Annotated in this window: 11 protein-coding genes and 4 pseudogenes; 13 read left to right on the top strand and 2 right to left on the bottom strand. The window is 35.0% G+C overall.

The genetic code is table 11. From position 1 onward, the window contains the following. Positions 1-48: 48 nt before the first annotated feature. From AKG34_RS11320 to AKG34_RS28465, 5 genes and pseudogenes are all read left to right on the top strand, one after another. The gene (locus tag AKG34_RS11320; RefSeq protein WP_053346170.1) at positions 49-606 is read left to right on the top strand and encodes a hypothetical protein; all 558 of its coding nucleotides are present in this window, start codon (positions 49-51) and stop codon (positions 604-606) included. Positions 607-1,003: 397 nt separating this feature from the next. Next, positions 1,004-1,336: pseudogene (locus AKG34_RS11315) on the top strand (3-methyl-2-oxobutanoate hydroxymethyltransferase); the annotation flags it as partial. Positions 1,337-1,582: 246 nt separating this feature from the next. Then, on the top strand, positions 1,583-2,569 hold the full coding sequence (locus AKG34_RS11310) for an MBL fold metallo-hydrolase (RefSeq protein ID WP_053346169.1): 987 nt from the start codon (positions 1,583-1,585) through the stop codon (positions 2,567-2,569). Between the two features lie 80 nt (positions 2,570-2,649). Continuing rightward, positions 2,650-3,029, top strand: a pseudogene (locus AKG34_RS11305) (hotdog domain-containing protein). Between the two features lie 214 nt (positions 3,030-3,243). Next, positions 3,244-3,519: a hypothetical protein gene (locus AKG34_RS28465; protein WP_053346168.1), complete on the top strand. Its 276-nt coding sequence runs from the start codon at positions 3,244-3,246 to the stop codon at positions 3,517-3,519. A 296-nt stretch (positions 3,520-3,815) separates the two neighbouring features. On the opposite strand, the gene AKG34_RS11295 is transcribed toward AKG34_RS28465, so the two are convergent. Further along, positions 3,816-4,052, bottom strand: a complete 237-nt coding sequence (locus AKG34_RS11295; RefSeq protein WP_053346167.1) for a transposase — start codon at positions 4,050-4,052, stop codon at positions 3,816-3,818. A 583-nt stretch (positions 4,053-4,635) separates the two neighbouring features. Between AKG34_RS11295 and AKG34_RS11285 the strand changes: the two genes are divergently transcribed. From AKG34_RS11285 to AKG34_RS29640, 4 genes and pseudogenes are all read left to right on the top strand, one after another. After that, the gene (locus AKG34_RS11285; RefSeq protein WP_053346165.1) at positions 4,636-5,520 is read left to right on the top strand and encodes an ABC transporter ATP-binding protein; all 885 of its coding nucleotides are present in this window, start codon (positions 4,636-4,638) and stop codon (positions 5,518-5,520) included. Further along, complete coding sequence (locus tag AKG34_RS11280) at positions 5,517-8,054, top strand: ABC transporter permease (RefSeq protein WP_053346164.1); 2,538 nt, start codon at positions 5,517-5,519, stop codon at positions 8,052-8,054. The genes AKG34_RS11285 and AKG34_RS11280 overlap by 4 nt, the downstream gene beginning before the upstream one ends. Positions 8,055-9,032: 978 nt before the next feature. Next, a complete protein-coding gene (locus AKG34_RS11275) occupies positions 9,033-9,257 on the top strand; it encodes a hypothetical protein (protein WP_053346163.1) in 225 nt (74 codons plus the stop codon). 223 nt (positions 9,258-9,480) lie between these two features. Beyond that, positions 9,481-9,681: pseudogene (locus AKG34_RS29640) on the top strand (zinc-ribbon domain-containing protein); the annotation flags it as partial. 76 nt (positions 9,682-9,757) lie between these two features. On the opposite strand, the gene AKG34_RS11270 reads toward AKG34_RS29640, so the two are convergent. Next, positions 9,758-10,585: a glycerophosphodiester phosphodiesterase gene (locus tag AKG34_RS11270; protein WP_053346162.1), complete on the bottom strand. Its 828-nt coding sequence runs from the start codon at positions 10,583-10,585 to the stop codon at positions 9,758-9,760. A 929-nt stretch (positions 10,586-11,514) separates the two neighbouring features. Between AKG34_RS11270 and AKG34_RS11260 the strand changes: the two genes are divergently transcribed. From AKG34_RS11260 to AKG34_RS11245, 4 genes and pseudogenes are all read left to right on the top strand, one after another. Continuing rightward, a complete protein-coding gene (locus tag AKG34_RS11260; protein WP_083450758.1) occupies positions 11,515-11,808 on the top strand; it encodes a PhoD-like phosphatase N-terminal domain-containing protein in 294 nt (97 codons plus the stop codon). Between the two features lie 34 nt (positions 11,809-11,842). Continuing rightward, positions 11,843-12,202, top strand: a pseudogene (locus AKG34_RS11255) (alkaline phosphatase D family protein); the annotation flags it as partial. A gap of 679 nt (positions 12,203-12,881) precedes the next feature. Then, entirely contained in the window at positions 12,882-13,277 is a 396-nt protein-coding gene (locus tag AKG34_RS11250; RefSeq protein ID WP_053346158.1) for a VOC family protein, read from the top strand. Positions 13,278-13,301: 24 nt separating this feature from the next. Next, positions 13,302-13,673 carry an MmcQ/YjbR family DNA-binding protein gene (locus AKG34_RS11245; RefSeq protein ID WP_053346157.1) on the top strand — a complete coding sequence of 124 codons (372 nt, stop codon included), beginning with the start codon at positions 13,302-13,304 and terminating at the stop codon, positions 13,671-13,673. Positions 13,674-13,717: the final 44 nt, after the last annotated feature.

The raw sequence follows: 13,717 nt of genomic DNA, 5'->3' as shown, positions 1-13,717 counted from the left end.
ATCCCAGTCGTCCTGATAAAACGGAAGATATGAAAGGAGCGGACTAAAATGGCTTTAGCCGGAATAATCAATGAAGAAAAGTACGGTACAGACGCACGGTCTGCTAATGAAATGATTGAGCGACTTACATCTATAGACTGGTATTCACAAGCCGGGGTAAAGTGTAATGAAGCAGAGAAAAAAGTAGAGCAGTTTATGAGTGCAATTGGCGTCAGTGAATATAAAATAAAGTGGCTTTCGGCAGCACAGGTTTCAGAAGCAGTCAGCCGTCTTACGTTTGAAAGCAGTATACTTTGGGAAGTTCTGAAGGATTTACCAGATCAACTTAAGGAAAAGATCGATGCCGCTGGAAATGAAAAACTACTTGCCGATATCGTGGACAAAGTACCTGAGGCCGTTTTTCATGGAGCATATAAACAAGCATTGAATGTATTTAGGGATGAAAAAGCAATCAAGTTCCTCGTTGGACATGCCATGTATATAAGTGTTCTTGCTTGTACAGCCGAGCTTACTGGTGATGTAAACCCGTTTTCATATATTGTAGAATTGCTTGAAGATGGACACTTGCCGCTTGGTCCTGAAGGAAATACATTTTATCTTCTATAATTTAGGTAGCAAACATGATAGTGATGTTTACGTCTAATATCACCTAGTCAATATCTACCGGATACTTATATTGCGCGTAGAGACCCTATTGCAAACGAGTCGTTATTATACAAGCTGGGCGAACGACTACCGGCTGTCCGAATAAGAAAACAAGGCTGCCCGAAACGGATAATCTGGTGAGTCTTGTTTTCTCTTCCGTTTAAAAATATAGTTAATCAAAAGCCTAGAGAACAGATTGTTTTATGTTTCCTTAAGTTTTGAATGCGAATCAATAAGACCTATTCATAAAATTAGTATGTAAGAAACTTTTGATCTCCACGTGCCCACCCAAAATACAAGTCAATTCCATTATTAGTAACCCTATTAATTCTCACGATATATATCTTTGGCTTGTTGTAAGAAATGTGAAGCGGCAGGGGCATTTGCCATCTTATTGGAATGTGTTCCAAGACAAGTTGCAGAAGAAGTTTCCAAAGCCCTTTCGATTCCTGTGGTTGGAATCGGTCCTGGGTTGGGTGTGGATGCCCTGGTTCTCGTCTATCATGATATTTTAGGCTATGGTGTTGAGCGGGTCCCTAAATTTGTGAAACAATACCATTCAGTGAATACGATTATATTGGAATCAATTCAAGCTTATACGAAGAATAAACGTTTTCCTGAAGAAAAACATTCTTTTACGATGAAGGAAGAGGAACTGAAAGTATTTTATGGAGGTAAGCTATCAAGATAATTACAACTTTACAGGTAAAGTACTCAGAACCAATGTAGTTAGGCCCAAAAGAGGACTATGCTGATATTGAACTGTTAAATCAATAGAATTTGGGTTTTATAAGGAGGGTCAGCTTTAATTAATCTGTGTTCTTCTTTCTCTTATGGGTGCTTAACTTCATGAAGGAAGTAGTACCTATTTTATAGAATAAATATACTAATAAGCTGAGTATTTTGGTAAGTCATTGTATTTAAGGAGGAAGACCTTATGAAGAAATCAAGTATTATTTTCTTTGAAAGAAAATTTCCAAGTGCAAACATGACTCTAATTAATGATCAGCTCCCAATCCTTATTGATACTGGTTTTGGGAGTGATGCGATAGAAACAGAGCAATTATTGATAGAAGCAGGCGTGTCACCAGAAGAATTACATCTTATTGTGAACACTCATTATCATAGTGACCATATAGGAGGGAATTTTCATTTTCAAAAAAATTATGGTGTTACAATTGCTGCTCATAAATGGGAAGCTGATTTAATTAATTCTTGTGACCCTGAAGCCTGTAGTGCAGAATGGTTAGATCAGCCCGTAGAACCTTATCGAGTCGATAAAAAACTCTCCGATAACGATGAAATTCCTACAGGAAGTAGAACTTTAAAGGTCTTGTACACACCGGGGCATACGTTAGGACATATTTCTTTATATGAACCAGAAGATGAGATATTAATTTGCGGGGATCTCTTCCACAAAAATGATATCGGATGGTTAAACATCTTTCGAGAAGGTGTTTCCTCTATCCAACGATCTATGGAAAGTTTGGATCGGTTGTCCACACTAAGTATTCGACAGGCATATTCTGGACATGGACCTCAAATAGAGAATCCTCTGGCTGCCATTGACGCAGCTAGAAAACGGTTTGAAAAGTGGCTCAGGATGCCAGGAAAAGTTTCATGGCATGCCTGCAAGAGGATTTTTTCATTTACATTAATCATTAAAAATGGATTGTCAAAAGAAGAAATCAATAACTACCTACTAAACTGTGGCTGGTTCCAAGATTTTGCACGCTACTCTTTCCAGCTTCAGCCAGAAGAGTTTATTCAAATCCTCCTCGATGAAATGATTCGTTCCGGGGCAGCAAGCTGGCACAATAATCACTTAATCGCCACCACCCCATACCAAGCACCACAAAAGAAATGGATGAAAAAAAACATAAAGCCAAAAGATTGGAAACCTCAAGATCTTCTACATAACTAAAAGAATTGGGAAGTGAATGGAAAACTGTCTGGTTTCAATAGGGATTGCTGAAAAACAGAACGTTTTAGGAGGAGATTTATATGCCAATAAGACTAGGAGATATAATTACGTTTGAACGGACTTTTACATTAAGGGATGTTGAATTATTTACCGAGATTTCAGGTGAAATGAAGGGATTCATCATATAACCCCAGATGAACAGGGAAGACTTGTCGTTCAGGGGTTATTAACGGCAACTTTACCAAAAAAAGTTGGTGGAGATTATAACGTAATGGCTCGTACTATGAATTTTGAGTTTTTAAGACCTGTGTTTACGGGGGATACAATCATTTGTGAAGTAAAAATTGAAAAATACGAAAGGCAAGAAAAAGATAGAACAGCTATTATTGCATCCTTTTTATGTGAAAATCAAAATGAGATAGAAGTATTAAAAGGGGATTTTTCAGGTGTAATACGTTAAATTCTTTATACATTCTTCAACTGGGGCTTTTGTTGAATAAAAGGACAATACATATTAGTCATATAAAATATGTACTATCCTTTATTTATTAGGATATTTTTAATCTAGGTCTTGATAAGGTTATTAATTACCAATACGCTGATGCAGTCATAACTGGTTTGCGAAAAGATGAATTTGGATTGCTGTTAGGGATTAAAGTCGATACCCACGTTTATTGGATAATACAAAACGTAAAGCCATTGAAAACGTAGTAAAACAAGGAATTTTTAGTTTTGATTTAAACGGAAAAGTATATGAGATATCAGAGACAGAAGAAATACCACAAGATGTTTTAGAGATGGTGTGGCGAGATCAAAAATTAACTGCCATTGATAATCCTTATGTAACTATTCTTATGTTAAAGCCCATTTTTTCGTACATTTTAATAGCTTGGTTCTCTGCAAAAGCACTTAGTCGGACTTCTGAGTATCCATCTTGTTTTAAAAGGTAAACACTTTAACTTACTTTGAAAAATACTAATAAAATAAGACTTATATGACAATTCTTAATGAACTACTATGAAGATTAATTACTAATTATCAGGAAAAAGACCATATTAAATAAAACACGCAACTTCAATTTTTTTTTGAAAAAGAGCAGCGCATTATTAACGATCTTCTAATAAATCGGTGGTTAGGTTGCTTCTGATATATTTACGGTATATCCTAAGTTTTCTAACCTTCGAACCGAATTTCGTTCAATGGAAGCTTGCTTTTGTATATCAAAATAATCTTCGCCTAACTCTATTTACATTTCTTTTCTAGTTAAAAGATAATAAGCAATTCTTAACATGGCGTGGGCAACCACAATTCCATCTCGTTTTCTTCCTTTTCGCTCAGTTGTCCATCTGTATAGAGCGCCAAGATAGTTTTTGGAGGCTCCAACGGTATGAGTAGCTTCGGTTAAAGCAGATTTTAAATATTTATTGCCCTTTTTGGCTCTGGTTGATTTCCTTTTTCTTGAACTTTCATTGTGTCCTGGCACGAGGGCGGCCCATTACTTCAAAAAGAAGCAATTTCGAATAAATAGAGTAAATGCAAAATGGTGGAGGACAGACCTTCGCCTTTTTGCAGCTGTGTTGATGAAGCAAAAGTTGACAAAGGATGGTCTTTTTGCGATGGTAAAAGAGGCGTTAATATGTACCACATTCTTTAACAAATTGACCTTAAAACATATTCAGGACATATACGACACCGCTTACATTAAATCGTTTAACTATCAAAAAATATTACTTAATTTTGCTCCTCGGTTATCCCGCCAAGGTCAATTTTGGGTATTTCCTTTTCGGATTTTTTAAGACTGTTGGAACTTATAAGTACTATAGAGGTTATTTATAGGTTATTTATACCGTGACGATTAACCATATCCAATGCCAGTTAGTACAAAACCAATAGAAATGTAGTAGAATAAAGATTATGCTCTTGCTTAACATTCTTTAAAAAGACTGTTTCAAGAGCTTTTCTTTTATCAATCTGATAGTCTAATAATCATATTTCTTTCAAATATTTAACTTCATTCATTATCTTGTTCAAAAAATTAGTTTACCAAATAATAGGGGTGAACAAAATTGATTTTATCTGTTAATAACATACATAAATCATACGGTAAAGAAGAAGTGTTGAAGGGAATTTCTTTTGATATAAACAATTCTGAAATTGTAGCTCTCGTAGGTCCAAATGGTTCTGGCAAATCAACACTTCTAAATATTATTAACAACTTGTTACCTGCAAATAATGGTAAGGTCAATATACTAGGAGGAAGTAATAAAGATCCAGAAGTATTTAGAAAAATTTCTTTCATGCAGGATAACACAGTGCTTTATGATTATTTAACGGGATATGATCATCTCCAATTTATCGGGGACTTGCAAAGGATTACAAAAAAACATATTTTTGAAACCGCTGAAAGAATTGGGATAGATGGCTATTTGAATAAAAAGGTGGGACACTATTCACTCGGAATGAAGCAACATTTATTATTGGCGATGGCGCTAATCAATCAGCCGAAATTGTTGATTCTTGACGAACCACTTAATGGACTCGATCCAACCAGTGCAATAAAGGTCCGCGAACTATTATTAGAATTGGCTGAACAAGGAACGGCCATTCTTTTATCGTCACATAATTTAGCGGAAATTGACAAAGTCACTTCGAATATCTTGTTTTTAAAAAATGGTGTACTCATACATGAAGACCTATCAGCACACAAACAAGTGTGGTATGAAATCAAAGTGATGGATGTTGAAATGGCAGAATTTATTTTAAGTGAGGCTAATATAACTACAAAATTTGAAGGAAATAGACTTTACATTTGTTTAAAGGATGAAAATCTGCAAAATATTTTCGAATTGTTAAAACTACATAACATAGTCGTCTTGGATATCGAAAAGAAAATTTTAGGCACCGAGGAACGATATAAGAAAATATTCTTTAGTAGCGGTGGTGTGTCATGACGACCTTTCTGTTTGAACTTAAAAAAATTCGGCGCCAAAAAAAGCTACTTTGGCTATTTATTATTATTCTATTCTGTATAAGTGGACTTTTTTTTCAAAATTATCAAAAGCAGTCTACCATGTCGGAACGTGCCTCTAAAGCTATCGAACCTTATATCGCAGATAGTAATACAAGCTATAATAATTTAAAAGCTATTGAGATGGAAGGTTCTCTTACTGAATTACAAACAAAACAGTTAGAAGAAGTGATAAAAGTAGGTAAAGAATTAGTTGATTGGAAAGCTGCCATTTATAATGGGAAATGGGATAAAATACCGAACATTGAGCATGAATTTCTAATGTATGTGCAACAGTTTATTTCACATGGCGGGGATTTTAAATCTTTGGAAGGAAGCAAACTGGAAAAGGCAATGAAGAAAAATGATTGGCTTTTGGCTCATAATCTATCATATGCTGATGAAGCCTTTCCAGTAACACCGGTATTATACCTTAAAGACGTTATTATGCTTCTTTTTGGTGGCGGCTCCATCTTCCTTTTATTGTTGTTTTTTGGGAATATTATTACCACAGAAAAAGAACATAATACCTGGCGAATCTTAACGACCCAACCAATTCCTAAGTGGAATATAATTGTAGGTAAATATATCAGCTTGCTTTTCATGTTGTTTATATTCTTAGTGATGATTCTTAGTATAGGCATCATTATTCCATTGATTTTTGGAGAGCGAGTATTCGATTTTCAGTATCCACAATATGTTTCTACGGGTAAAGCGTATAGCTATATTTCGACGTCCAGTTATGTATTAAGAGCATGCATGTTTTTTGGGAGTGCTTGTCTATTTACTTTTGCAGTTGTAACCCTATTAAGCAATTGGCTAAAGAACTCTTTTACATTGATACTATCGACTTGTTTTATCTTAGTCGTTGGCTATTTCACAACAGACGATCTTGTGTTTTTCCAAAATACATGGAATCCTTATCAAGTTTTTCATTTTAGTGAATTGATTGCAAATATTCCTAAAAGTACGGATTGGCTGTATCTACTTTCGGCTCTGATATGGAGTATCAGTTTGGTTGGAATATCAATAATTTTCAGTGAAAAGGATACTAGTTTGTTCAATTTTTCGGGTCATAAAAAACCATTTTGGAATGGACATACGAAAAGAAATGTTAGATCCATTTGGACAATTTCAGTTTTTGAATTTCGAAAAGCACGCCGTAGAGGTTTAATGAAGCAGGTAAACATGCTATTTTCATTTTTAATAATATTAGGATATTTTTTTCTTGCAGGGGAGACGGAAGATAAAGAAAAGGAGTACGTCCAACGAGTGCATGATGATGCTCAGCAAGTAGAAATGTTGCTTCTACCAACAGTGAAGGAGAGCATTGCTACATTAGAAAAAGAACAACAAACGGAAAATACCCAATTAGATTTAATGAGAAATACTTTAGCATACGGTACTAAAATGATTGAAAAAAATAAAGATGCAATCGCTTCCTATGAACAAGGAGATTGGCGACCCTTGGTGGACTACCAACTTTTTCAAAATCGGGCTGCCAACGGAGATATTGACACTGGACAATTGATAATAGAATATAAAACGGATTTAGGTCAATTTTCAATTGATGCCAGCATTGCTGAAAAAGAATGGCTGATTGAACATGATATTCGTCCGATTTTTTCCGGAGAATATGTTCGAACGATATTTTGGGATGAGGACCTAAAAAATGATGTGCTGAAAGCCAATCAAAAAATTGATAATAGTGGTCTTTATTCTCTTTATTACTTTTTTGAAAATTATTTATACTTTATATTAATACTTCCATTTTTATTTTTATTTGGTTCAGGATTGGCTGGGGAACGAGGAAAGAAGTATACCTTGAACTTTTTAAAAACTCAGCCTATTAAGGAGAGGGATATTTTAACGGGGAAAACGCTAACTGCAGCCATTCTTTCGATGGTAAGCTGTGCAGCATTATGCTTGCTTTTAGTTTTGGTAGGTACACTTTTTAATCGCTTCGGTGATTTGAACTATCCAGTTTTATACTATGATCACACAAGCATTGTTGAATCGGTATCCTATACAGGGCATGTATCTAAAAACGGTGGCTTTCACTTTTTAGCTTTAGGTAATTATTTATGGGAAAGTATGCTTCTAGTTTTCCTTATTTTACTGTTGATACTTGTTTTATCGAACTTTCTATCCATCTTTTTAAAGAATACATTTACTATTTATATAGCTACAATCGCAATTTTTACAGTAGGATATGTAGTCAGCACCCAAATTCTAGAAGATTATTCCTACCTATCCCCTTTTACGTATCTTGATATTCCCAAAGTGGTTAACGGGGAGTTAACAATGGTTTTGAATCAACCCGGCATACAGGTTAAAACTGGATGTATTGTCCTTATTGTTTCAACGGTCATCGTGTTAATAACAGGGTACCTATCATTTTATTTGAAAACCCGGACTCACCGTCCATTAAAAATAGGAAGAAGAAGTAAAGACTTATCAAATAAATTGAAGGTATAAGGAAATAAATTTAATGTTCTCAATTCTTATGGAGATATAAAAAAGACAATTGAAAATGTTAATCCATTTAATCTATTGCTTTCATTTCCAACATGCTATTTTGTTTTCACTAAAAAGTTTAACGGAACTGAAAGTGAAATTTACCCTACAATAGCAAGTGTTTTAACAACAGAATAGGGAACAAAGTTTAATAACAAAAAATTGAAACGTAATTAATATTTATTGCTGCATAGTTTCTCTGATCTTATATTAATAATAAGAAACATCAACACAAAATGAGCCTGGATGTGCCTCCAAGCTCATTTATTTGATTTCTAATATAATAGTTCCAGAAGTTTACATGGACAGATTAATTCTTATCAATATTCTCCATTTTTATATTTAAATCTTCAGCTTTAATAATTATCATGAATTATATTTTCTTAAACTATCCATTTTCACTTAAATTCAAATTATTTCCATCGCTATAAAAGAATACGTATTCTGAAAATTCATCATCATTTCCTTCATAGTAAATAATTTTCTCCACATCTTCCAACGAATAAGTATATTCTTTTGATGCAAATCTGACTTCGTTTTATAGCGTCAATTTCAATTAAAGAAAAGTCAAATAACATCGATCATTCTCACCTATATCTGTTAAAGTTACTTTATGCCTATGTGGTATTCTTCCTTTCAGTTCAAGTCAATATGAGAAAGTGATCCTTTATCCCCCCTATGAGCCTAAGAAATTCAGAAGAAAATGTGGAATGGAAAAGATAAATATAGTTGAGCCCTGTTACAAAAGCTGTATGAAGCTCGATATTATAAACACACTTCGGGCTCAAACTGATTTTTAAACAATTATTTACTGGGTTCTTTGACGACTTTCTTCTATTATATATACACCCCAAACACATCTGATTTCCACATATGAATTACATGACGTTCTTTTTCAAAAATCTTCTCCAAATAAATTACTGTAGTGGAGAGTTGTTCATGGCCAAAGCTCTTCATAATCTGATAGACATCAACTCCATTCAAGTGAGAAATGATGGCAATAGCATGCCTAAAGATGCCTGTTATATTATGCAAGGCACTGAAAGGTATAGAGCTAAAGAAAAAGATTTTTGGACAGCAAAAGAATCTCCATTCTTATATCTTAACAATACGCCAAACTTACGCAAAGATATTACTTGGAAAGATAATATATTAGTTAGATAATCTTAGACTTTAGGAACATAATCCAACTTTTTATAAAGCTACAGGCTTGGTGTGGAATCGCATAATTGTCTGCTGATTAAAATTTTTGGGAATAATTATACTCAGCGACATTAAATACTTTTTTTGGAGAAGAGTAAATGAAGAAAAATCTAGCAAGCGAATATCCAGAAAGGTGAACGAATGGGATTATGAACTAAATGGTGATATATAGCCAAGTGAGGTTCCTCCAAAAGGAAGACACCATATATGGTGGAAATGCAAGGAAGGGCATCCTAGTTATAGGGCTAAATTAGCATCCAGATCTAATAGAACTGGATGCCCATACTCCCGGGAATTCCTTGCCATGGATCAAGGCTATATGAAACGTACAGAATTCGGGGTAAGTTCAGACTTACTTCGATACGGTTCTTTGAAACCCTATTAGTTTGTCAGCAGCCCTAGCTAGCTCTTTTTCCATAAATAAATGATTGCATGAATCTTAAAAAGGATGAAAGGTTAGTTTAGTTTCTTGGATCTACATAATCTGGAAAGTCTGTAATAATTGCGTCCACATTCATGCTTAAAAGAAATTCAGCTGATTCATGGCTGCGTACTGTCCATGTAGAAATTTTCATTCCGTGTGAGTGTACTTGATTAACTAAATCTTCCGTAACAATTCCATAGATCGGGTTAAAGTAATCAGCGTAGGTAGCAAAATCTTCTAATGCTTGGTCTGTTGTATGAGCTTTAGAAGTTGTTAGTACTCCGATGGGAACATTTGGAAGAAGAGCATCTATTTTTTTCATTGATTCAAAATTAAATGATTGGATGATGATTTTTTCATTTTGCGGGTGATCAAGATTGCGTTCTATTAATTCCTGGGCCACGCTTTCTTCAATTCCTGGATAGAGCTCTGGGGACTTTAATTCTATTAAAATACCAATTTTCCCGTGATATCGATCGAGAACTTCTCCAAATGTAGCGATTTTTTCTCCAGTAAATTGTTCTCCCTTCCAGCTACCAGCATCCAGACTTCTCAGCTGTTCGAAAGTCAAATCCTTAATATATCCAGTACCATTTGTTGTTCGATCAACTTTGTTATCATGCATCACGACCAGTTCTCCATCTTTACTTCTTTGAACATCAATTTCAATATATTCTACTTTCATATCCAATGCTTTGTCAAATGCAGCAATGGTGTTTTCTGGTGCGTACCCTGATGCCCCGCGGTGAGCTACGGTGTCCATTTTCCTTAAATCCCCAGTTGTTTCTGGAGCGCACGCCTGGTGAAACGGACTAAATAATAGGGCAAGAGCAAAGCCCGCTCCTAATAATGTTTTCTTATTCATATCTTTATCTCCAATGCCAAATTATTTTTTTGGCTAAGTTATGAAAATATAAAAAATCAGAATTTTCAGCATATTTTGTTTACAAAACGATTGTTTCTAGAAACATAGAAAAAGATGGCAGCTGGAGATTGTAATGCTTCATTTAAAGGTGTTGTTCTGGTACTAATACTTCAGGATAATCGCAAGTAACTCTAAATCTCGGACATACTGATACTACTACTACTTTAAGAAATGTGATCTGCCCCCAAAAATTAAATACTAGTAAAAGACCTACAAAACCTTTCAATATTCTTTGAGAAACTAAACATGCTAAAAAAACTGTCTAGTGGAGTTAGCATAGTTTCATGGACACATTTTAGTATTGAATCCTTTCATGCCCTATTAAAAGGAAGAAGTCAACCACGTACAATAGCTAGACTATCAAACAGCTAAATCACCGATGTTCCAATTTATTAAAGGTTGGTATAACCGAAAAAGAATTCACAGCAGATTGGGCTATCAAACCCCACAGGCCATTGAAGATCGAATTAGGAATACAGCTTAAGATTTAACTTTTTAGTGTCCAAAACATTGACTAAAATCCAGTATTTGTTAATTTATTTACAACATTGTTAAATATCTATAGTTTGTATATAGTTTCGGTAAATTTGGTCATGTCCTCTCTCAATCAATGTTATTTATATATAATATGTCAGACTATTTGACAAGGTTCGATAATAACTTACATATCTTCTTAGGGGAGTAAAAGTTGAGGTACGAAAAATGGTTGAACGAATTTAATTCTAAAAAATTGAGTTGCAGAAATTTTTTGGGTACATCTGGCAAAGTAGCTTTAGCTACAACAATTGGGCTAACAACCTCTAATTCATTGGCAAATAAGGATGTAGAAGCTTTATTCACATCTAATGAATATCCATTTACTCTAGGAGTTGCATCCGTTACCAGATGGCGTCGTATTATGGACAAGATTAGCTCCTGATCCTACTGCTGGAGATGGTTTAGGTGGGATGATCGATAAAAGTATTCGTGTCGAGTGGGAAATGGCAGAAGATGAAAAGTTTAATAAGGTAGTAAGACACGGAACAGAGGTAGCAATGTCAGAGCTTGCTCATTCTGTTCACGCAGAAGTATATGACCTGAAACCAGGACGGGAGTATTATTATCGATTTAAAACTGGAAATGAGATAAGTCCAGTAGGAAGGACCAAAACGGCTCATGCATGAGGAACACATTTAAACAGTCTTTCGTTGGCGTTTTTGCCAACTCTGGGTGGGAGGCCGTTACGCTGCCTACCGTGATATGGCACAGGGAGACTTCGATTTTGTTTTCCATCTTGGAGACTATATCTATGAGAAAAAGACCTCGGAAACCCTTGCAGATTTCTGTATCTACATGCTCTTTATAAAACTTCACCAGACTTACAGGCTGTCCATGCAGCGTTTACCGTTTATTGTAACGATAGATGATCATGAGGTAGAAAACGACTGGGCGAATGGCATTTCACAGCCGGATGGGGAGGAATCCAATCAGAATTTTCTTGCCGTTCGGGCTGCAACGTTCCAGGCATATTATGAGCATTTGCCTAACTTTTTACGTAATGCAGTACCCGTGCAATAATAGAGTAGAGGCTTTAAGTCTCCTTTTTTAATTACACTTTTTTTAGTTTACATAACATATATTTTAAGAAGATATAAAAACACAAAAAATAACGTCTCAAACCGACAAGGTAAAGAAGTTAAGGATTATTAGTGGAGAAATATTTCCGTGTGTAACTTGTAATAGTAATATTATTATTAAATTAATGGTAGGAGCATGGGAAACTAATAATAATTGTCCTTTTTGTGGAAAAAAATTAATGAAGGATAAGCTATATTTATTTATAATTATAATAAAAGGTTGCCTATCTAAGGAATTAATCTGTTTGTTAATCATTAGTTACTATATTTTAGGATTAAGCTATTCCACCAACATTCCATGTATCGTCAAATAACATCCACACATGTGGAGTGCGTGTCACAATTAATTTTTAAAAAATAATTGAGTAGATATGTAGAAGGGACATGGGGCCGATTCTGTTGGTCGGAACTAACTATATTTGAAGAACGGCTCCTGTGGTCTTTCTAAAAAGTTATGACAGGATGTATGATGAGGCTCTAAAAATTGATTTAATCTCAACTAAAAATAATATATTCTTATAAAAATTGAATTTTTTTCCACACCCGTTATAATAATAAATAGGAATTTGTAAGCGAACACACTGAATAATTTTAATTCTTGTAAAAAATAGGAGGAAATCATGGGGAGATTAGTTCATTTCGAAATTCATGTGAATGACATGGAACGGGCAAAGAAGTTTTATGGAGAGGTATTCGGATGGTCATTTCAAGATTGGAGTGATTATGCAGGAATGCCTTACTTTGGAGCTGTAACTGGCGATGAGAATGAACTTGGGATCAATGGTGCTTTGATGCAGCGTCAAAGTGCTCCGCCGGAAACAAACCAAGCTTTAAATGCATTTGCTTGTACAATGGGAGTGGAAAATTACGATTTAACGGAAGCTAAAATTATGGAGAATGGCGGCAAGGTCGCAAAGCCCAAATATGCCCTGCCTGGAATGGCGTGGCAAGGATACTATATTGATACCGAAGGCAATATATTCGGAATTCATCAACCAGATGTGAATGCAAAATAGATTCGATAATAGGTGAATTAAAACATGAAATTACAAGACACGGCAGGCATGCTTGAAAATGTACGCAATATCTGTCTTGCGCTGCCCGAAGCTGTTGAACTTATTGACGGTTTCGGTCACAATACTTTTAAAATCAATGGAAAATCCTTCGTGATTTCAGGTGAAAGCGAGAAAGGATTCAGCTTATCTTTCAAGTCAGATCGGGACACTCAAGAATTATTGCTACAGAAAGAGAATTTTTTCAAAACACCGTATATAGGACATCACGGTTGGGTCTCTATTCAAAATCCGGATAGGGAAGACTGGGATGAATTGACCGATCTAATACAAGAAGCCTATTTACGGGCGGCACCGAAGCGTTTGGTTAAGAAATGGAATGAGTTGCATAAAAAGTGAAGTAAGGCGGATGATCTGCCTTTCTTTATATTACGGAAAGGTGT

It is taken from the genome of Peribacillus butanolivorans, from assembly GCF_001273755.1.
GTDB classification, from domain to species: domain Bacteria; phylum Bacillota; class Bacilli; order Bacillales; family DSM-1321; genus Peribacillus; species Peribacillus butanolivorans.
Note: the sequence above shows the minus strand (reverse complement) of the source record. Positions and strands in the feature narration are given on the sequence as shown.

What these genes read in the sequence shown, in the direction of transcription:
- AKG34_RS11320 (WP_053346170.1), top strand. Translation starts at nt 49, where the DNA reads ATGGCTTTAGCCGGAATAATCAATGAAGAAAAGTACGGTACAGACGCA.
- AKG34_RS11310 (WP_053346169.1), top strand. Translation starts at nt 1,583, where the DNA reads ATGAAGAAATCAAGTATTATTTTCTTTGAAAGAAAATTTCCAAGTGCA.
- AKG34_RS11280 (WP_053346164.1), top strand. Translation starts at nt 5,517, where the DNA reads ATGACGACCTTTCTGTTTGAACTTAAAAAAATTCGGCGCCAAAAAAAG.
- AKG34_RS11275 (WP_053346163.1), top strand. Translation starts at nt 9,033, where the DNA reads ATGGCCAAAGCTCTTCATAATCTGATAGACATCAACTCCATTCAAGTG.
- AKG34_RS11270 (WP_053346162.1), bottom strand. Translation starts at nt 10,585, where the DNA reads ATGAATAAGAAAACATTATTAGGAGCGGGCTTTGCTCTTGCCCTATTA.
- AKG34_RS11250 (WP_053346158.1), top strand. Translation starts at nt 12,882, where the DNA reads ATGGGGAGATTAGTTCATTTCGAAATTCATGTGAATGACATGGAACGG.
- AKG34_RS11245 (WP_053346157.1), top strand. Translation starts at nt 13,302, where the DNA reads ATGAAATTACAAGACACGGCAGGCATGCTTGAAAATGTACGCAATATC.